The sequence below is a fragment of the Flavobacterium piscisymbiosum genome, assembly GCF_020905295.1.
In the GTDB taxonomy this organism is placed as follows: Bacteria; Bacteroidota; Bacteroidia; order Flavobacteriales; family Flavobacteriaceae; genus Flavobacterium; species Flavobacterium piscisymbiosum.
On the sequence record NZ_JAJJMM010000001.1, the window covers coordinates 5,738,248 to 5,758,498 of the forward strand.

Annotated in this window: 13 protein-coding genes; 7 read left to right on the forward strand and 6 right to left on the reverse strand. The window is 36.0% G+C overall.

The window, feature by feature from the left end; all coding sequences use genetic code 11:
- Positions 1-2: 2 nt before the first annotated feature.
- The 6 genes from LNP81_RS24160 to LNP81_RS24185 form a co-directional block, all read right to left on the reverse strand.
- Positions 3-521, reverse strand: coding sequence for a QcrA and Rieske domain-containing protein (locus LNP81_RS24160; RefSeq protein ID WP_230039814.1), 519 nt, complete (start codon positions 519-521; stop codon positions 3-5).
- Between the two features lie 10 nt (positions 522-531).
- Complete coding sequence (locus tag LNP81_RS24165; protein WP_230039817.1) at positions 532-1,101, reverse strand: 4Fe-4S dicluster domain-containing protein; 570 nt, start codon at positions 1,099-1,101, stop codon at positions 532-534.
- A gap of 19 nt (positions 1,102-1,120) precedes the next feature.
- Entirely contained in the window at positions 1,121-3,337 is a 2,217-nt protein-coding gene (locus LNP81_RS24170; protein ID WP_230039819.1) for a molybdopterin oxidoreductase family protein, read from the reverse strand.
- A gap of 157 nt (positions 3,338-3,494) precedes the next feature.
- Positions 3,495-4,547, reverse strand: coding sequence for an MFS transporter (locus LNP81_RS24175; protein WP_230039821.1), 1,053 nt, complete (start codon positions 4,545-4,547; stop codon positions 3,495-3,497).
- 27 nt (positions 4,548-4,574) lie between these two features.
- Positions 4,575-6,167 (reverse strand): magnesium transporter MgtE N-terminal domain-containing protein, encoded by a 1,593-nt coding sequence (locus LNP81_RS24180; protein WP_230039824.1) that lies wholly within the window; start codon positions 6,165-6,167, stop codon positions 4,575-4,577.
- Between the two features lie 28 nt (positions 6,168-6,195).
- Entirely contained in the window at positions 6,196-7,671 is a 1,476-nt protein-coding gene (locus LNP81_RS24185) for an MFS transporter (RefSeq protein WP_230039826.1), read from the reverse strand.
- A gap of 1,291 nt (positions 7,672-8,962) precedes the next feature.
- Here LNP81_RS24185 and LNP81_RS24190 point away from each other — a divergent pair.
- The 7 genes from LNP81_RS24190 to LNP81_RS24220 all read left to right on the forward strand — a co-directional run bounded on the left by LNP81_RS24190 (position 8,963) and on the right by LNP81_RS24220 (position 20,245).
- Positions 8,963-12,094, forward strand: coding sequence for a SusC/RagA family TonB-linked outer membrane protein (locus LNP81_RS24190; RefSeq protein WP_230039827.1), 3,132 nt, complete (start codon positions 8,963-8,965; stop codon positions 12,092-12,094).
- Between the two features lie 16 nt (positions 12,095-12,110).
- The gene (locus LNP81_RS24195) at positions 12,111-13,583 is read left to right on the forward strand and encodes a RagB/SusD family nutrient uptake outer membrane protein (protein ID WP_230039828.1); all 1,473 of its coding nucleotides are present in this window, start codon (positions 12,111-12,113) and stop codon (positions 13,581-13,583) included.
- Between the two features lie 27 nt (positions 13,584-13,610).
- On the forward strand, positions 13,611-15,179 hold the full coding sequence (locus LNP81_RS24200) for an arylsulfatase (RefSeq protein ID WP_230039829.1): 1,569 nt from the start codon (positions 13,611-13,613) through the stop codon (positions 15,177-15,179).
- A gap of 43 nt (positions 15,180-15,222) precedes the next feature.
- Positions 15,223-17,148, forward strand: coding sequence for an arylsulfatase (locus tag LNP81_RS24205; RefSeq protein ID WP_230039830.1), 1,926 nt, complete (start codon positions 15,223-15,225; stop codon positions 17,146-17,148).
- Between the two features lie 69 nt (positions 17,149-17,217).
- Positions 17,218-17,769 carry a DUF1254 domain-containing protein gene (locus LNP81_RS24210; RefSeq protein ID WP_230039831.1) on the forward strand — a complete coding sequence of 184 codons (552 nt, stop codon included), beginning with the start codon at positions 17,218-17,220 and terminating at the stop codon, positions 17,767-17,769.
- Positions 17,770-18,215: 446 nt separating this feature from the next.
- The gene (locus LNP81_RS24215; protein ID WP_230039832.1) at positions 18,216-18,809 is read left to right on the forward strand and encodes a DUF1214 domain-containing protein; all 594 of its coding nucleotides are present in this window, start codon (positions 18,216-18,218) and stop codon (positions 18,807-18,809) included.
- Between the two features lie 365 nt (positions 18,810-19,174).
- Positions 19,175-20,245 (forward strand): sterol desaturase family protein, encoded by a 1,071-nt coding sequence (locus tag LNP81_RS24220; RefSeq protein WP_230039833.1) that lies wholly within the window; start codon positions 19,175-19,177, stop codon positions 20,243-20,245.
- Positions 20,246-20,251: the final 6 nt, after the last annotated feature.

Sequence of the window (20,251 nt, forward strand, 5' to 3'; positions counted from 1 at the left end):
GATTATAAATAAATGTCTTTTTTTTCTACCATTGCTTTTACATAAACAGCATTATCTTTAAAAAACACTTCTAATTGAGGTAACGCTCTTGGCGGCGGCCCGGCAATTACATCTCCGGTCATGGCATCAAATGAACCTTCATGACATGGGCAATGAATGATTCCGGTTCCGGGTTTATAAAATACAGAACAGGAAAGATGCGTACATTTTTGCTCATACGCCCTGAAATCTCCACTTTCTAAATGAATCAATATGTACGGAATTGTACTTCCTTCGATTACGAATCCTCTTGTTCCTCCTACCGGAATTTCATCTTTATTACAAATAAAATGTTCTCCCTGAACATCTTCTTTTGGTAACAAATAGGCTTTGGCAGCCACGAATCCGCTTCCTACCATTAATCCTCCTGAAACAAAGGTCAGGAACTTGGCAAAATCGCGTCGGCTTACCTGAGTAGATTCTAGTTTTTTTATTGGGAAATCTTTTTTCCAGTTTTCATTTAAATTATCTTCTTTTGACATGGATATAGATTTAATATATTCTTAATTCTTTACTTCCTTTAGGCATCATAATATTCACTTTGGTATTGACTGTTTCTTTACCAAAAATAAATGTATTGACAGGCGAACTATTGGGTCTCATTTCTTCGATTTCTGCTCTTGTTCCATAAAACAAAGCGCCACTAGGACAAACAGTTGCACACATTGGTTTTTTACCCACACTTGTTCTATCGTAACACATGGTACATTTCATCATCAAATCGTACTCTTCCATTTTTTTAGGAACTCCAAACGGACATGCCATTACACAATTTGAACAGCCTATACATCTTTCTGTATTTGCAGTATGAACAACTCCAAATTCGTCCTGAGAAATGGCGTCAGCTGGACAAACATTAGCACAAACCGGATCTTCGCAATGCATACAAACCTGAACAGTTGTCTGAATTGTTGAAGAACGTTCTACATAATTCACACTTATTAATGATTCCTGCCCATTCGTTTCGCATTCTGCACAAGCCATTTCACAGGCTTTGCAGCCAATGCAGCGTTGCAGATCTACAAAAAACTCTTCGTTTTTATTGAAATTAGTTAAATTCATCGTGTCATTTTTTTATAGATTAAACACTTGCATAAGCTTCAGATTCATTAGATGGCGGTGCTATTGTTCCTTGCGGATGTAATTCACACGCACAAACTTTAAATTCCGGCATTTTAGAAACCGGATCTAAAGTGCCTATTGTTAGTTGATTTGCCGATTTGATCCCTGGCCAGTGGTAAGGAATAAAAACGGTATCTTTTCTAATAGTCTCCACAATATTGGCTGGAAAAAGCCCTTCACCTCTTCTTGTTGCGACACGAACTAATTCTCGTTGTTTGATTCCGTATTTAGCAGCAAGTTCGGGATGAATTTCTACCATTGGTTCAGGAAACTGATCTACGAGTTTACCAATTCTTCGGGTTTGTGTTCCGCTTAAATATTGAGAAACAACGCGTCCCGTAGTAAGCGTTATTGGGTATTCGTCATCTGTAACCTCACTAGGCAATCTGTAAGGTGCCGGATTAAAATGCGCTTTCTTATCCGGAGTACAAAATACTTTGTCTTCCCATAATCTAGGTGTTCCCGGATGATCGTCTGTAGGACATGGCCAGAATACTCCCATATTATCTTCTATCTTTTTATAAGATATTCCAAAATAATTTGCTGTTCCACCTTTAGAAGCGACACGTAATTCATTGAAAATCGCTTCACTATTTTCGTATGTAAATTTATCTTCTTCACCCAATCTTTTAGCCAATTCTAAAAAGATAGAGGTATCTGTTCTTGCATCTCCCGGGGGAGTTACCGCCTGACGAATTCGAATCACACGACCTTCTGCTGAAGTTGTGGTTCCTTCTTCTTCTTCCTGTAAAGATCCTGCAAGAACAATATCTGCATGGCGGGCAGTTTCATTCAAGAAGAAATCAATACAAACATAAAATTCCAGTTTTTCAAGTGCTTCACGCACATAACTGTTGTTCGGTAATGATACTAACGGGTTGAAACAAATAGAAAGTAAACCTTTGATTTCTCCTCGATGAATGGCATCAATAATTTCATAAGCCGACAGGCCTTTTCCAGGCATATCTTTTTCGTCGATTCCCCAAACTTCTGATATGTATTTACGATGTTCCGGATTTTCGATATCTCTGTTACCAGGCAATTGATCGCACTTATGTCCGTGCTCTCTTCCTCCTTGTCCATTTCCTTGTCCGGTTATTGTGGCATATCCGCAATACGGTTTACCCAATCTGCCTGTTGCCAGAACTAAATTGATACAGCCTACTACATTATCAACTCCTTTAGTATGTTGCTCGATTCCGCGTGCGTGAAGTAAGAAACTCGTTTTTGCTTTTCCCCATAATTCGGCAGCAGCTTTAATCTTTTCTTTATCAATACCCGTAATTTCTTCTGCCCATTCTAAAGTGTTGTCTTTTACAGCATCAATTGTTTCCTGAAAACCTGAAGTATAATTGTCTATAAAATCGTGATCCAGCATATCGTGATCTACGAGATATTTTAGCATAGCACCATATAAAGCAGAATCTGTTCCCGGTTTTACATCAAGGTGAATGTCAGCAGTTCTTGCCAATGGAATCATCCTTGGATCGATAACAATTAATTTTGCTCCGCGATCTCTGGCTTTCCAAATCCAATGTGTTAATGTTGGAAAAGTTTCACTAATATTTGCTCCGGCAACTATAATTACCTCAGCATGTTCTAAATCTGAATAATTGTTGGAAGCACGATCTAAACCAAAAGCTTTTTTATTTCCGGCACCCGCACTTACCATGCAAAGTCTTCCGTTATAATCCAGATTTCTAGTTTTTAATGCAACACGGGCAAATTTTCCTACCAGATAACTTTTTTCATTTGTTAACGATACTCCTGATAGCATTCCAAACGCATGCTTACCGTATTTTTCCTGAATTCTTTTGATTTCAGATACGGTTTTATCCATTGCTTCATCCCACGTAGTTTTCTCAAATCCTTTTCCTTCTACTCTTTTTAAAGGATGTAAAAGACGGTCAGGGTGATTGTTTTGCAAATAACGCTGTACCCCTTTCGGACATAAACGTCCTTCATTAAAAGGAAATTCCATCCAGGGTTCAAAACCTACTACTTTATTTTCTTTCACCAATAATTGAATACCACATTGCATTCCGCAAAAACAACAATGCGTTTTTACTACATCATCTGGTTCATCTCTACCTACATAACCATCTTTTGGTGCATAATTTAAATGCGGTCCAAAATCTTCAATAATCTTTTCGGTTGATACGGGTAATTTTGCCATGTCTTTATTTTGTTTTATTTTGTTTCAGGTTTATTTTTTTTGTTTCAAGTTTTTTGTTTCAGGTTTCAAGTTCACACTTTGTGTAGACTTTGGTTTATAGATATGCTATAGTAACCTGAAACAAAAAACTAAACTTGAAACCTGAAACTCTTTTTTTTTATCCAAATAAGCTTCCGCCACTATCTAATCTTGCTTTTAGGTGTGCTTTTGCTAAGCGTGATCTTTTTCCTTCAGGACTTAAATCAAGGTGCGATGTACCATCTTCATGTGTAAAATCAAAACCTAATTGTTTGGTCACAATTTTTAAATCATCGATATGAAGTTTGGTAGCAAATTCTTCTCGTGTATGCGGACAAACTGCCATTCCCTTTTTCATTCCTTCTTTTTTATAAATATGAGCTCCAATCTGTGCCGGACGCTGAATGATGTGGAAGAATTTTCCAAACGGAATCCAGATCAAAAACATAATTACCGTTACAGCATGAATTACAGCTAAGAAGTCATACGCAAATCCTTTCATAAACTGATAAGAATAAGTAAGACACAATCCCGTAACTGATATTGCAATCAATAAAATTAGAGGCAATAAATCTCCTTCAAAGGTTTGGGTTGCAATTAAGCCTGGATTTGTCAATCTTCTTCTTAAGTAATAAACAGATCCGAATATTACCAGCCATGAAGACCAGTTTAAGGCGTGAAAAATCAAAAAAGCCATCACAGATCCAATTTGAAAATCCATCATTTTAAATCCAAAAAAATGAGCTTCATAAACCGAGATTGAATCTTGTGCCAATGTAAAATGAATCCATCCAAATGTAAGCGGGATTGTTATTGCAAAAGCAGATAAACAGCCTAACGCAATACAAAAGTGTGCCGCCCAACGGTATTTACTTCTGGGATAAATGAATTTTTGCACTACAATATTCCCTACTGTTTCTTTACCTAAAAACCACATATGAGAAAATATTTTTCCCGTAAATAGAAATTTAATACTACGTTTGAAATACATCCATGTTGGCGGACGCTGCAGCCACACAGAGTAACGATAAACTATTCCGAAGAAAGCGAATACGGTTCCGAAGAGATAAGTTACAAGCGCCGCATCAAAATTTTGTAATTGTCGGGATCCGTAAAACACAAGCACTATAGTTAATGCAGATACGAGGGTTGTAACAAGTAAAGCTTTGGTATTAAATGTTTTATTTTTCATCCTTAATTTTTATTTAATGATTACTCCTTAACTTGGTTTCTCACAACCTTTACGATTATAGAACCACCAATTGATACCTGTAGCTAATATAGTAAAAATAGCAACACCAATAAAGAATTGATTTACAGTACCATTAGCAGAAAGATTATTTCCAATTAGCTTAGAGAATATAAACGGACCAAATGCTGCAATTGCTGCTGTCCATCCTATAACTCCAGCTGCCTGACGTTGGTTTTCAGCAAAAATAATTGGGTATTGTCTAAATGTTCCCGCATTTCCAATTCCTGTAAAGAAGAACATTCCAAGAATTACAGCTACAAACATTGGGAACTGATCCATACTTGTTGGCGCTACCAATCCCTGAGTTACTAATAATATAGCTCCAGCCAAAATTCCCAGACCTGTAATTGTAGTAAGTATAGCTCCACCCACTTTATCGGCAACAAAACCAAAAGCAATTCTACTTGCAGATCCAATAAGAGGACCATAGAATGCATACACTAAAGGATCCGGTGCATTAGGGAAATCTCCATATAAAAACTTAATCATTAAAGGGAAAGCTGCAGATAAACCTGCAAATGTTCCAAAAGTCATTACATACGTAATGGTACAATACCAAGTATGTTTATTAGAGAAAATATCCATTTGTTCTTTAATAGATGCTTTCATTGGAATACTTTTTAGGTAAAACCAGCTTATAATAGATAGTATTATTAAAAAAGGTGCAAACCAGAATGCGGCAGACTGCAGGTATATTTCTTTGTTTTTAACAGCGCCATTATCCGGGCTAAGATCATTCAATATTTTCTCAGCCATTTTTGGGTTAGCATTTGCAATCGCTTTTGCTTTTGCTTTTACCGGTAATGAAGTAAAAAGAGCCACCTTATCATCAGATTGTATTGATGTTGCAACTGAATCAATTACGTTTTTCTTTACGTTTGATAAAATCTTAGTCTGAACCTCGGCATTAAGAGCTGCAAAAACTTGTTTTTGTTTTTCGATACTTGTATTTTGGAAAACAGTTATTGTTTCTTTAGGATCAATGCTTGTAAAAACTGAAGCCGCTCCATAAATACCAACACTAAGAACAAGTGGAGTAACAAATTGAGCTACTGAAACCCCAAAATTTCCAATTCCCGCTTGTATTCCCAATGCTGTACCTTTAAGTCTCTTAGGAAAAAATAAACTTGTACTTGGCATGTAAGATGAGAAATCACCTCCACCAAAACCAGTTGTAAAAGCTAATACTGCAAATACCCAAAACGGAGTATTTACATCCATTACTGCAAAACCAATACCTATTACGGGAATTAATTTAATTGCTGTAGCAAAAGAAACTACATGTCGCGTACCAAAAATTGGTAATATAAAAGTGTGTATGATTCGTAGAAAACCTGCTGATAAACCAGGAATTGCTGTTAACCAAAAAAGCTGATCTTTAGAAAAATTAAATCCCAGTCCTGGCAATTTAACTGCTATTACACTCATCATAAACCAAGAGGCGAATGATAATAATAATGTTATAGTTGTTATTGTTAATGTTTTCCAGGCAATTTTACTTCCGGTAGAACTCCAAAATACATCATCTTCGGGGTCCCATTTGTCTAACCAAGTTTTCATATTTGTATATTTATTAAATTATTTGTTATTAATGATTGTCTTCTATATGTCTGTTGAAATTGGGAGATTTTGTTCGCATTACATTTATAATTGTTCGGTGCATCCAAAGCAAACAAAGAACAGAAATGACGAAAATAAATATCCATGAGCTGGTCCAGAGTCCGGTATAATTAAGTAAGTAACCAAAGATAATAGGCCCCACAAATCCGCCCAAACCACCTATTAAACCAACCATTCCTCCTACAACACCTACTTCATTAGGAAAATATTCCGGTATATGTTTGTAAACAGCCGCTTTACCAATTCCCCAAGAAATACCAATAAGAATTACCAATATCACGTACACCCAAAGATTTGCACTAAACTTAATTTGTGTAATACCCTGAGCCAATAGTTCTTTCTTTTTTACTTCCTGATTTTGTTTTACAACAATTTCCTGCCAGGAGTTTTTCACCGGGAAAATAGCTGTTTCGTGATCTTCTGAAGTTTCTTTTTGACTGATTTTATGCACTTTACCATTTACAACTATTGCATCTGCAGCAATTTCAGTGACTACCCCATTATTAGTTGCCAGAACTCCGGGTCCTGCTGTAAAGATTTCCATTTTAGGGAACATTAGTAAAAAACTAATTATTATTGATGATCCCAGTACCCAGTACATTACTTTTCTTGCTCCAAACTTGTCTGATAAGTATCCTCCAAATGCTCTGACAATTCCGGATGGTAAGCTAAACATGGTTGCAAACATTCCTCCCATTACTAGTGAAGTATGATAAACGTTCATGAAATTTGGCACTAACCATTGCGAATACGCTACAAAGCATCCAAAGATTAAAAAATAATAAGCTCCAAATCTCCAAACTCTCATGTTTTTAAGAGGAGACATTAACTCTTTCATTGTTTTTGAAACACCAGGATTGACTTTGTTTTTAGCAAAAACAATAAAAAGCAATCCTATAAGTACTAATACGGAGGCATAAATAACAGGCAGCATTTTCCATCCATTAACAGGATCTGTTTCTGAAAAATTATTTAATAAAGTGGGCGCAACAAAAGTGGTAATTGCAGCTCCTGCATTTCCCATTCCAAAAATACCTAAAGCCCTACCCTGCCAATTTTTGGGATACCAGATAGAGGTATATCCAATTCCAACTGCAAAGCTTGTACCTACTAAGCCAAAGAAAAAACTTAGAACAGCAAAACTCCAAAAAGAGTTAGCGAAAGGAAGAAGAAAAAGCGGAATGGAACATAATAACAGCAAGACAGAAAATATAATTTTACCACCATATTTATCTGTTAAAATACCAATGGGAAGTCTAAAAATAGAACCTGATAAAATAGGGATTCCAAGTAACCAGCCTGTTTCGACAACCGTCCAGTTGAAAATTCCTTTATCAACCAGATAAGTAACCAGAACTCCATTTAGTGTCCAACAGGCAAAACACACTGAAAAAGCCAGTGTATTTAAAAATAAAATTTTGTGAGATTGAGATAGATTATTCATATAAAAATATTAAAATATCTAATTTTAATTATTAATGAGTACTTACTTCCTCAATTACAATGCAAAATTAGATTGTTAGATTCTTACAAAACATGACATATATCATATTAAAGACATTCTTATCTTTAATACAAAACAAACAATAACTATCTTATTAACAGATAGTTTAATCAAAAACAGTAATGATATTTTTTTTTAAGATGGGGAATTTACAGATTAACAGCACTTTGTAAGTAATCTTAATCTATTTATAATGCTAGACCATTTTTTAATTCTTCTGCCAAATTCTACAGAATGTGGCTGAAATAGTATCCGTTTTACTTTTATAACAAAAATCAACACAATAAAAATAAGATTTTTTTTGTAGTAAATAACTAACAATTAATAATTTAAAAAAAATAAATTACCAAAGTCTACTTTTTTATCCTCAGCCTTTTGTTTTCTACCTGCGTAATTGCTATCATTTTTCTTATAAAATTTAAAACTTCAGAAAGTCATTTATAATCTGAGAATTACATATCTGATTGTAAATTAGTCAGTATTAGACGTTTTTGAAGCGTTTTTGAATTTACTAAGTTTTTAAAAACGAGAAAATTAAGTATAAAATACTACATTTTTAATCTGGTACAGACTACTTTATTAACATTTGTTCCAAATTATCAATTAGAAATAAGTATTTGATTATCAATAAATTAATTCGTAAATATTACTTTTAAAATTATTTATTTTAGTTTCAATAAAAAAAAAATGAACAAATTTTTGGTTTTTATTATATTAAAATTAACTTTGTCTATAGGATTAGTAGAGTATAAAAATATTTGAAACCATAAAGAATTATATTTTGAAAACAACCGAAAGCATAGCGTATTACATTCTTCCTAAAAAATATACTTATAACACAGTCTGTTATATGTGCTTCTGTTGCTAATTCTTAGCATTTTTTTCATTTACATTCGAGATCTCTTTTTCATCGATCGATTTAAAAGACGAAATTTAAAATACACCCACAAAGATTACTTATTGAAATTACAAAAATCTGTTTGATACTTTAATTTGTATCAAAAGGATCGTTGAAACTATACCTGTAAATTAAAAAGAAAATAACTAATAACTAAAAAAACAAAGATGAAAAAGATGCAAAATTGTTGCTGTAAATAAAAAAAGCCATTTCTGCGGCAACAGAAATGGCAAGGCTTAAAGAACATTTATCACTAAATCAAGAATACCATTAGAGAGTTGAAAAATCAACTTTCAAGGCTTCTTGTTAATTACTTAAAACCAGTACAAAGAAATGAAAAATTTTTTAAAAATAAACTCATTACTATTTCTCCTGCTTGTCACGGCAGGAATTAATGCCCAAAATACAACGCCACTTATACAGTCTAAACTCGACGGAACTGTGGTAGACGACGTTACAAATCAGCCTGTTATTGGAGCTTCTGTCGTTATTAAAGGAACAACTCACGGTGTTCAGACAGATGCTGAAGGAAAATTTTATTTTCAAACCGGTCAAAAATTTCCTTATACTTTAATCGTAAGCTACATTGGATATAAAAAAGCTGAAATAATTGTAGACAAAAACCCAATTACAATTAATTTAAAAGAAGAACGTCAGGAATTAGATGAATTGGTTGTTGTGGGATACGGTTCTCAAAAGAGAAAAGATATTACAGGTTCTGTAGCCTCTGTTCCTAAAGCAAATTTATCTCAAGTCACTTCATCTGCAGACAACCTGTTACGAGGTGCGATTCCGGGAGTGGTAGTTACACAAAGTTCGGGTCGTCCGGGAGCTTCATCAAGCGTACGTATTAGAGGAGGAAACTCGATTACGGCCGGTAATGAACCTCTGTATGTTGTAGACGGAATATTAATCTATAATGATAATAACAACAGTACAGCGGGAGTTACGAATGCCGGTGCTACTGTCAATGTTCTCTCTACTATAAACCCAGCTGATATTGAATCTATCGAAGTATTAAAAGATGCGTCAGCAACTGCCATTTACGGATCGCGTGGTGCAAATGGTGTCGTTATCATTACTACCAAAAAGGGAACAAAAGGACAGGATAACATTTCGTACCAAGGTTATTTTGGATTCCAGAATGTATCGAAAAAACTAAACTTAATGAATGCCAGCCAATGGGCAAGCTTGCGCAATGATGTTCAGGCAAGTATTGGTCAGGCTCCATCTTTTACGCCGGCTCAGATAGAAGCTTTTAAAACATCTGGAAGTTACGATTGGCAAGATGCTCTTTTTAGAACTGCAGCGCCTGTACAAAATCATCAGTTATCATTCTCTGGCGGAGATGAGCGTTCCAGATATGCTATTTCTGCAGGATATTTTCAACAAGACGGAATTGTGATTGCATCAGATTTTAAAAGGATTTCGCTTCGTGTCAATTACGAAAGAAATTACTCTGAGAAATTTAAATTTGGTGTAAATGCCAACTACAGTAATTCGATTTCTAATGGTGTAGGTACAAATGGCGGTGCGGCTGCCGGAAGATCTCCAAACCCATTAGTGGTGGCATTGTATCAGCCTCCGGTAGTACCTATTAAAAATGCAGACGGAAGTTATAACTTAACCAATAATCCTTATGCAACTGCAGTAAATGGTATTATACCAAACCCTATCAATGATTTGGTAAGTACGATCAACGAAACTAAAATAAACAGAATTTTGACCAGCTTATTTGGTGAATATAAGATCACTAAAAAACTTGTTGCAAAAGTAGCCGTGAGTGGTGATGTTATCGATACAAAACAAAACTATTATGCTTCGTCTACCACTACTGCCGGAGCAGGAACAAAAGGATTGGCTTCTGTGGGAGATCGTCTGGTAAGTTCTGTATTGAATGAAAACACTTTGAATTACAATACTACTTTTGGTGAAAACCATAAATTCTCAGCTTTAGGAGGATATACACTTCAATACACTCAAGGTGAAGTAGTAAATGCAGGATCCAATACATTTGTAAATGATACTAATACGTATAACGCTCTGCAAGATGGTGTTGCGGTAAAACCTTATAGTGATGCATTCGAAAGTGTATTAAAATCATGGTTAACCAGAATAAATTATTCATACAAAGGAAAATACAACTTTACTTTATCTGCACGTGCCGATGGTTCATCACGATTTGGATCGGAATCTCTTTGGGGTTATTTCCCATCAGCAGGGTTTTCATGGAATATTACCGACGAAGATTTTGCTAAAAACATTAAAGGCGTAACCGAAGCTAAACTTAGAATTACAGCGGGAACAACAGGAAACCAGGAAATTGGTAATTACCTTTCTTTAGCTCAAATGGGTTCTGTAAATTATGCCTTTGGAGGAACATTACAGACAGGTTTAGCTCCTACCCGATTGGCAAATCCGGATTTGAAATGGGAAAAAACAAATCAGTATAATGTTGGTTTAGATTTATCGCTATTAGATAGAAAAATCAATTTTGTATTTGATGTGTATTACAAGAAAACAAATGATTTATTAATTAATGTCCCTATTCCGCTTACTTCAGGTTATGCCACAGTTCTTCAGAATATTGGAGGGGTTGAAAATAAAGGTATCGAAATTGGCTTAACAACAGAAAATGTAAAAACCGAAAGTTTCTCATGGAACTCAAATGTTGTGTTCTCTGCCAACAAAAACAAAGTGGTTTCGATAGGAAACGGAGTTGATCAGTTTTTTCCTGTAGTGCCAAACGGATCTTTACTACAACAACAACCCGTAACAGTAAAAGTAGGACTACCATTAGGAACTTTCTGGGGATACAAAACAAATGGAATTTTCCAGACTCAGGAAGAAGTTAATACGCAGCCAAAAATAAACAGTTTAGCCAACACAAAAGTTGGAGACCGAAGATATGTAGATACTAACGGAGATGGTGTAATCACTGCACTTGACAAAGGTAACTTAGGAAGTTCTCAACCTAAATTTGTTGGAAGTTTCAGCAACACGGTTTCTTATCGTGATTTTGATCTTAATTTCTCTTTTCAGGGATCTTATGGCGGCAAGATATTTAATGCCTTAAATCAGCAATTAGAGATTTCTACTCTTGGAACAAATGCTAATGTTACTCTGGACGATCGCTGGACGCCAACGAATCCAAGCAATGAAGTCCCGAGAGCAACAAGTTCTCCTCTCGGAATCGTTTCTGAGCGTTATGTAGAAGATGCTTCTTTTTTAAGATTAAAATTAATCACTTTAGGATATACATTGCCTAAAAGCGCTTCTCAAAGATTAGGAGCCAAAAGCATTAAATTCTATGTATCTGCTGAAAATTTAATTACATGGACAAAATACACTGGTTATGATCCAGAGGTAAGTTCATACGAACAAAACAACTTATATCCCGGAATTGATTTTGGTTCTTATCCAAACTCTAAAACATTCATTTCGGGTCTGAACATAACTTTCTAAGCAAAAAATATACACAATGAAAAAGATTATTATAACAATCATATTTAGCGCCGGTTTATTTACATCGTGCGCAGATCTGGAGGTAACACCTACCTCTTTTGTTACCGAAGATAAATATTTTAAAACGCAGGATGATGCCGTTGCAAGTGTAACTGCTGTTTATGCCTCTTTAAGTCTTGATCCGGGAGAACAAAGTTTATTTGGCAGAAATTTATATTTCTTAACCGATATGGCTACTGATTACGCTGCAGCAGGAGTTTCGGCAACAAACCCTCAGGTACGAGCTTTAAGCAGTTTGACCCATGATGCCACTTCTGATCGTGTTCAGGTAGCATGGCGTCAGATTTATGCCGGAATCAACAGGGCCAATGTATCTATCGATAATATCCCTAAAGTCGTAGGAAACGAAACTGTTAAAACAAGATTGATTAATGAAGCAAAATTCATTAGAGGATTATTATACTTTCAGGCAGTTCGTTTGTGGGGAGGAGTGCCAATTGAATTGCATGAACCAACTTCTATACAATTAGAAAGTTTAAAATCACGAAGAGAAACTGTCGATGCTGTTTACACTCAAATTATTTCAGATTTGAATGCTGCCGAAGCCTTACCGGCAACTTATCCTGCAAGTGATTTAGGACGTGCAACATCAGGAGCTGCAAAAGCTATTTTAGCAAAAGTATATTTGACCAGAAAAGACTATCCAAATGCCATTTTAAAAGCGAGAGAAGTTATTAATGGCGGTTACGGATATGCTCTTTTTGAAAGTTTTCAGGATATTTTTACTAAAACAAAAAAGAATGGAAAAGAGCATATTTTCTCTGTACAGTTCGAGCCCAATCAGGCAGGAAACGGATCAAGCGGAAGTACTTTTCAAGCTACCTCATTTATAGGTTTTACTGCTACAGAACCAGCAGATATTATTTCAGATGTTGCTTTATTTTATGATATATATGCTCCTGGAGATACAAGAAGAGATGTAAGTTATGCTAAGACCTTACCAATTCCGGGAACTGCAAATATTTACACTTTCCCTAAACCCATTTTTAAAAAATATTTGGATTTAACCAATGTGGCAACTCCAGGTAACGTAGCTATTAATTTCCCAATTATTCGATATGCTGATATCTTATTGTCTTTAGCGGAAGCGATAAACGAACAGGGAACACCAACTCCGGAAGCTTATGAATTGATTAATCAGGTGAGAAGAAGAGCTTTTGGAAAACCAATTACAACGCCAGATGCAGCTGTAGATTTATCAGGATTAACTCAGGTTACTTTTAGAGCTGCCATACAGGAAGAACGCAAAAAAGAATTTGTTCAGGAAGGGCAACGCTGGTTTGACCTGGTTCGTTGGGGAACTCTGGTTACCGAAGTGAAAAAAGTAACGGCAAAAAACTCTGTTTCAGAAAGAAATAACCTTTACCCTATTCCGCAAAGCGAAAGAAGTATTGATCCGGTTGGTTTGCCACAAAACCCTGGATACTAATAACCGATTTTCATCCAAATAAATAAAATGATTAAAAAACTGTTCATTATTGCCCTATTGGTTATTGCACAATTTCAGCTATTGGCACAGAAAAAGCAACCTAATATCATCGTCATTTTGGCAGATGATTTAGGTTTCTCAGATATTGGTGCTTTTGGGTCAGAAATTAAAACTCCAAACTTAGATAAGCTCGCTAAAAACGGGCTTATTATAAAGCAGTTTTACAATGCAGGACGTTGTTGTCCTTCCCGGGCTTCATTGCTCACGGGTTTATATCCACACCAGGCAGGAGTTGGTGATATGGTTCAGGACAAAGGATTTCCTACCTATCAGGGATATTTAAACGACCATTGCATCACTATTGGACAAGCACTCAAACAGGCAGGATATAATACAATTGTTTCCGGAAAATGGCACGTGGGTCTTGTACCATCAGCCTGGGCAGTTAATAGAGGGTTTGATGATTCTTTTACTTTACAAAATAATGGAAGCAGTTATTTCAACTCAGAACCTTTATATAACGACGGACGAAAAGTCACTTTTAGGAAAGGAGATAAAGAAATTATTCGCAAGGATACTTCGACTTATCTGACTCAGGAAATAACCAATTTTGCCCTTAGTTCTTTAGAAAAACAAAGAAATCAGCAAAAGCCTTTTTTTCTTTATGTGGCTTATAATGCTCCACATTGGCCCATTCAGGCATTGCCCGAAGATATTGCAAAATACAAAGGCAAATACCTCGAAGGCTGGGATAAATTGAGAGCAAGCCGTTTCAAAAAATTGAAAGAACAAGGCATCATTGATAAAAATTGGGACTTATCAAATCGCTTTGAAAAAGTACCGGATTGGGAAAAACTAAGCGTCGAAGAAAAAGACAAATGGGATACGCGAATGGCAATTTACGCCGCCATGATCGACCGAATGGATGCCGGAATTGGAGAAATCCTGCAGAAAGTCAAGTCGTTGGGAGAAGAAGATAATACGATCGTTCTTTTTCTTTCGGATAATGGCGGAAGTGCTGATGATGTAAAAAACTGGAATTATGTTACACAAAAAAACGGGACACCAGGTTCAGTTGCATCAATTGACAGTTACGAAAGTCCATGGGGAAATGTGAGCAACACGCCTTTTCAATTATTCAAAAAGAACACTCACGAAGGTGGCATTGCTTCCCCTTTTATTGCTTATTATCCTAAGCATATTAAAGCGGGAACAGTAAGCAACAGAGTAAGTCATTTGATTGATATTTTTCCAACTTTTCTCGAGTATGCGGGGTTTCAATATCCGGATTCTTTTCAGGGAAAAAAGCTAACACCTTTAGAAGGAATTAGTTTAAAAAAGGAATTTGAAGGACAACAATCTGATGCACATGAAGCTTTGTTTTGGGAACATGAAGGCAGCAAAGCAGTACGAAAAGGACAATGGAAGGCTGTAGCCGAAAACAATCAGCCTTGGGAATTGTACAATCTTGCTACTGACAGAACCGAAACAAAAAACGTAGCAAAATCAGAACCGAAACTACTCCAAAACCTGATTGAATTACATCAACAATGGTCCGCAAAAGTAGGCGTACAAGATTGGAATAAAATAAAATAGCTAAACAATGATTACGCATTAAATAATTAAAAAATTTAATCTAATGAAAAATTTAAAATTGAATACTAAAATCAAAAGTCCACAAAAAGGGCTGTTGATTACTGCATTAATATTGACGCAATTAGGTTTTGCGCAAATAAAACCTGATCCAAATTACAAAGGTGTAATTGGTAAAACCTTAGCCGATTCTAAAGAATATTGGCCAGATCCTGTAAAAGCTCCTGAAGGTGCGCCAAACGTAGTCTGGATTTTATTAGATGATGTGGGTTACGGCGCTACAAGTGCTTTTGGAGGTTTGATCAACACGCCTACTTTCGAGAGTTTGGCCAATAATGGTTTGCGTTATACCAACTTTCATACTACTGCGATTTGTGCGCCAACCCGTGCCGGATTATTAACTGGTCGTAATGCACACGCAGTTCACGTAGGTGGATTTTCGCATACTGCCATGTCAGCCGGTTTTCCGGGATATGATGGTCGAATTCCGTCTTCGGCAGGAACAATTGCTGAGATTTTACGCGACAACGGATACAATACCTTTGCCGTCGGTAAATACGGTGTAACTCCAGATGAAGATGCTACAGATGCAGGTCCGTTTGACAGATGGCCAACGGGAAAAGGTTTTGATCATTTCTACGGATTCTTAGGATCAGAAACAGATCAGTACAATCCGGATTTAGTTGAAGATCAAACCTGGTTAAACGGAAATACAAGACTGAATAATGCAGGAAATGATAAATCTAAAAACCAATTTACAGCTGATTTAAAAGGAAAACACTTAAGTGAATTAATCACAGACAAAGCCATTACCTATATCGATCGCCAGAAAAGTGCAGCACCAAACAAACCTTTCTTTTTATATTATGCGCCAGGAGCAACACATTCTCCGCATCAGGTAGCCAAAGAATGGAGTGATAAATACAAAGGTAAATTTGATGAAGGCTGGGATGTTTACCGCGATAAAGTAATTGCCAATCAAAAGAAGTTAGGTTTAATTCCGGCTGATGCCAAATTGCCTACGCGTGATTCGTATGTAAAAGCATGGAATACTTTATCTCCTGACGAAAAGAAACTATACGCTCGTTTCATGGAAATCTACGCCGGATATCTGGAATATACGGATTATGAAGTAAGCCGAATCGTTAATCATCTGAAAGAAATAAATCAGTTAGACAATACCGTTTTCTACGTTGTTTTGGGTGATAATGGAGCTAGTAAAGAAGGAACAGGATCCGGAACAATCGATCAGCCGTTGTTGAAAAAATTATTTGGGAATGGTTCTAAAGAAGATGATGTAAAAGAAAACCTGGCTAAAATTGATCTTTTGGGAACTCCGGAAGCTATCGAAGGAAATTATCCTTATGGATGGGCTTTGGCAGCGAATACACCTTTTAAAAACCTAAAACAAGATGCTCATTCTGAAGGAGGAACGCGTAATCCGTTGATTGTTTATTATCCAAAAGGAATAAAAACTCCGGGAATTCGTAACCAATACGGTCACGTGATCGATATTTTACCAACCACTCTGGAAACAGTTGGCATTACTGCTCCAAAGGAAATCCGCGGTATTGCTCAGGATTCTATTCAGGGAACTTCATTAGCCTATTCTTATGCTGATGCAAAAGCGCCTTCAAGACATAAAATTCAATACTATTATATTTTTGGTTCAAGAGCTTTGTACAAAGACGGCTGGAAAGCTGCGGCACCTCATCATCCTGATTTTATCGATATTGTTGATAATGGCGCTTTGGCAAAAAGTACAGGACCAAGTACCTACGACAATGATGTTTGGGAGTTATACAACCTGAATACTGACTTTAACGAAAGAGTTGATCTGGCTAAAAAGAATCCTGAAAAACTAAAAGAACTTCAGGCTGCTTTTGATGATCAGGCGAAGAAAAATAACATCTATCCTTTTATCGACTGGCAGGATGTTTTGAAACAACGAGTTCACAAGAAAAATAAATAGAAATCCATCAGTACTATTCATCATGCTGTAAAGTATCATGAATAGTACTGATATTAAAACAAGTAAATTATGGCAGCAACAAAACCAATTTTGAAAAAAGGCTTCTTCGCCTTGATTCTTGTAGTAATTGCAGTAAGTTTTTACTACCTCACGATCTGGATAACTCCTTATTACGTTCAAAAAAAGTTTGCAGAAAAAAGCTTAGGCGTTGTCAATACTCCCCGATTTGGAGACCAGCCCAATGCTGAAAACAGCAGAGTAATTCCGTTACCAAATCCTGACTTTTTATATTCGACAATCAATTACGATTTGAAAGATGATGTATTGAAAATTTCAGGAATTGTTCCCGATTCTACTTATTGGTCCATTTCGGCTTATCAGGAAAACACCACTAATTTTTTTGTTGAAAATGAAGAAAAAGTAAAAGCCAAATTCGAATATTATTTAGCTCCTGAAGGAAGTACTGCCGAAATCTTGAAAAATATTCCAAAGGAAAAAATCATTTACAGTCCAACGAATAAAGGATTGATTCTGTTTCGTTATTTGGTTTCGAAAGCATATCCGGTAAAAACATTGGCCGAATTGCAACATGGTGTTACGGTAGAGAAATTAGGGAAGTAAGCTTAACCTTTGTCATGATACGCGGATGACACGGATTTGCTTTGCAAAGACGCGGATTTAAACAGATTTTTTAGTTTAATCCATCACTCGCGATTGTAACCGCACAAGCTTTGTCATGATACGCGGATGAAACGGGTTTGCTTTGCAAAGACACGGATTTAAACGGATTTTTTAGTTTAATCATCATTCGCGATCGTAAGCCCAAAGTTTGTCATCCTGAGCGAAGTCGAAGGACACACGCGAAACTCGAAAAAGATTGATCTAGCCCCGATAGTCCCGAGGCTTCGGGAAGAACAAAAGGTTGGAACGAATAGCGGGATTAGCTTCTGAAAAAGATTCGGTTTTACATAGAAATCGAAATGGAAAAAACGTATGAAAGCTTTGTCAAAGTTTAAAACTTTGACAAAGCTGCCCAAACAAAACATTCAATTTAAATAAAAATAAAAATGGCTTTAAATCAAAAAATTAAAAAGATAGGACTTGCGGTAGCATTGATCATTCTGGCTATTGTATTTGGGAGTGCCGTTGGTGTTTACAACATCAAATCCGGCAAAAGCGATTCGCAACGCATTATTGGTAACTGGCAAACGGTTGATAAAGACAAAGACCTCAACTCAGCCGATTTGCTAACCATAGCACAAGTGGCAGTTTACGGACCTTATGCCTTAACAAAAAAAGAAGTTATCTACCTGAGCACAAGTACTGATAGCGAAGGAAACGCATTAGACCCAAAAGCTGATTATGTAATTAGCGGAAAAAAACTAGACGCGAAATATTGGAGCATTACAGCGTATGACGAAAATGGTTTTTTAATTAAAAACCCAATCAATAAATACAGCTATAATCTTGAAGATGTAAAATATGAAGCTGATAGTACTTCGTATAAAATCAATCTTTCGGGAACTGAGAAAAAAGAAAACTGGCTGCCAATCAACGATGTTCAAAAAGCAAGTTTAATCATTCGTTTGTACTTGCCTTCTGAAAAACTCAGAGAAAATTTAACGGTGGAAACGCTTCCAACCATTCAAAAAGTAAAATAACAATCAATACGTATTATAACAAATTTGGAAAAAATCAATAAATAAAACTCTATTAATTCAATAGAACTAAAGTAGTATTTTATTTATTTTTACATTGATTAAAAACGCATTGATTTTCAATACAGTTATAAACATAAAAATTAGAAATCATGAAATCGCCTCTAAAACAAAATCTGTGCAAAACAAACAGCAATAATGGCGATTACATATTTGACAATTAAAAAATAAAATTCACAAATATGAAACGAGTAGACTATGAAATTATAGGAAAAAAAATCATCGTGGGAGCGATTGTTTTTTTAGTTCCGCTAGTCATTTTGGCGGGAGGTTTAGCATTAATTAGTAATTTTTTTAAATAAGATATCATGGCAATAATAGATCACAATTCAAGAAGCAGATTAATAAGAGATTTAAGTATTAGTTTCGTAATATATTCACTGCCGGTAGTGGCAATATTTCTTTATTTCAAACTAACAAATGGTGTTATAACGCAATCGCACCTTACTTTACCCTCCTTTTTAGAATTTACAAAACCCGCTTTCGAAAACATTCGTACGTGGGGATTAACTGTTTTTATGCTGGTTCTGGGAATTATAGAATTTACAGCCGGTTTATATGATGACGAATGGACGGGTGAAGAACGCAAAATAGATATTATTTGTTTCCTGGCTCCAAAATTACTTTTACCACCGGTAATCGCATTTTTTAGCTTAACGGCATTGCCATATTTAATCCCGAATTTGGCCAACTCACTTTCATGGGTTCCGTTTTGGGGAGGATTTTTCCTTATTGCAATCGCCGATGATTTAACACAATACTGGTACCACAGACTTCATCATCAGGTTCCGTTTTTGTGGAGATTTCACAGAACGCACCATTCGGCTCCATATATGGGAATGGCGATGGCATCGAGACAAAACTTTATTTATACGGTTTTCTTTTCTCAAATTTATTTAACGGCTACTTTGACGTATTTAGGTTTAGGATTACCTGCATTGTTTGTTTTGGTGATCAAAAGCTTCATCACTCTTGGCGCGCATTCAAGCATCAAATGGGACAAACCATTTTACAAATACAGAATCTTACATCCAGTTGCATGGGTTCTTGAACGTTTAATTTCGACTCCTGCAACGCACCACGCACATCATGCAGATACTAGCGGAGACGGCGTTGGGCACTTTAAAGGCAACTTTGGGAACATGTTTTTTCTTTGGGATGTTATTTTTGGAACTGCTTTGATCACCCGTAAATATCCAACTTCATACGGAATGAAATCGTACAAGCAAGAAGAATGGTACGCGCAATTTTTGTGGCCAATATTCAAATCTAAAAAAGAAGGAAGTGCTTTGGCAGAAGGAGTTTTATCTGTCCCAATAAAAGCCAAAATAGAAACAGTTTCTCCGAGTCCGGTGTATTACGAGCAGGCTCAATCTTAAAAAATA

Coding starts and splice junctions, on each gene's coding strand:
- LNP81_RS24205 (WP_230039830.1), top strand. CDS start 15,223: ATGAAAAATTTAAAATTGAATACTAAAATCAAAAGTCCACAAAAAGGG.
- LNP81_RS24160 (WP_230039814.1), bottom strand. CDS start 521: ATGTCAAAAGAAGATAATTTAAATGAAAACTGGAAAAAAGATTTCCCA.
- LNP81_RS24175 (WP_230039821.1), bottom strand. CDS start 4,547: ATGAAAAATAAAACATTTAATACCAAAGCTTTACTTGTTACAACCCTC.
- LNP81_RS24190 (WP_230039827.1), top strand. CDS start 8,963: ATGAAAAATTTTTTAAAAATAAACTCATTACTATTTCTCCTGCTTGTC.
- LNP81_RS24185 (WP_230039826.1), bottom strand. CDS start 7,671: ATGAATAATCTATCTCAATCTCACAAAATTTTATTTTTAAATACACTG.
- LNP81_RS24165 (WP_230039817.1), bottom strand. CDS start 1,101: ATGAATTTAACTAATTTCAATAAAAACGAAGAGTTTTTTGTAGATCTG.
- LNP81_RS24210 (WP_230039831.1), top strand. CDS start 17,218: ATGGCAGCAACAAAACCAATTTTGAAAAAAGGCTTCTTCGCCTTGATT.
- LNP81_RS24170 (WP_230039819.1), bottom strand. CDS start 3,337: ATGGCAAAATTACCCGTATCAACCGAAAAGATTATTGAAGATTTTGGA.
- LNP81_RS24195 (WP_230039828.1), top strand. CDS start 12,111: ATGAAAAAGATTATTATAACAATCATATTTAGCGCCGGTTTATTTACA.
- LNP81_RS24220 (WP_230039833.1), top strand. CDS start 19,175: ATGGCAATAATAGATCACAATTCAAGAAGCAGATTAATAAGAGATTTA.
- LNP81_RS24180 (WP_230039824.1), bottom strand. CDS start 6,167: ATGAAAACTTGGTTAGACAAATGGGACCCCGAAGATGATGTATTTTGG.
- LNP81_RS24215 (WP_230039832.1), top strand. CDS start 18,216: ATGGCTTTAAATCAAAAAATTAAAAAGATAGGACTTGCGGTAGCATTG.
- LNP81_RS24200 (WP_230039829.1), top strand. CDS start 13,611: ATGATTAAAAAACTGTTCATTATTGCCCTATTGGTTATTGCACAATTT.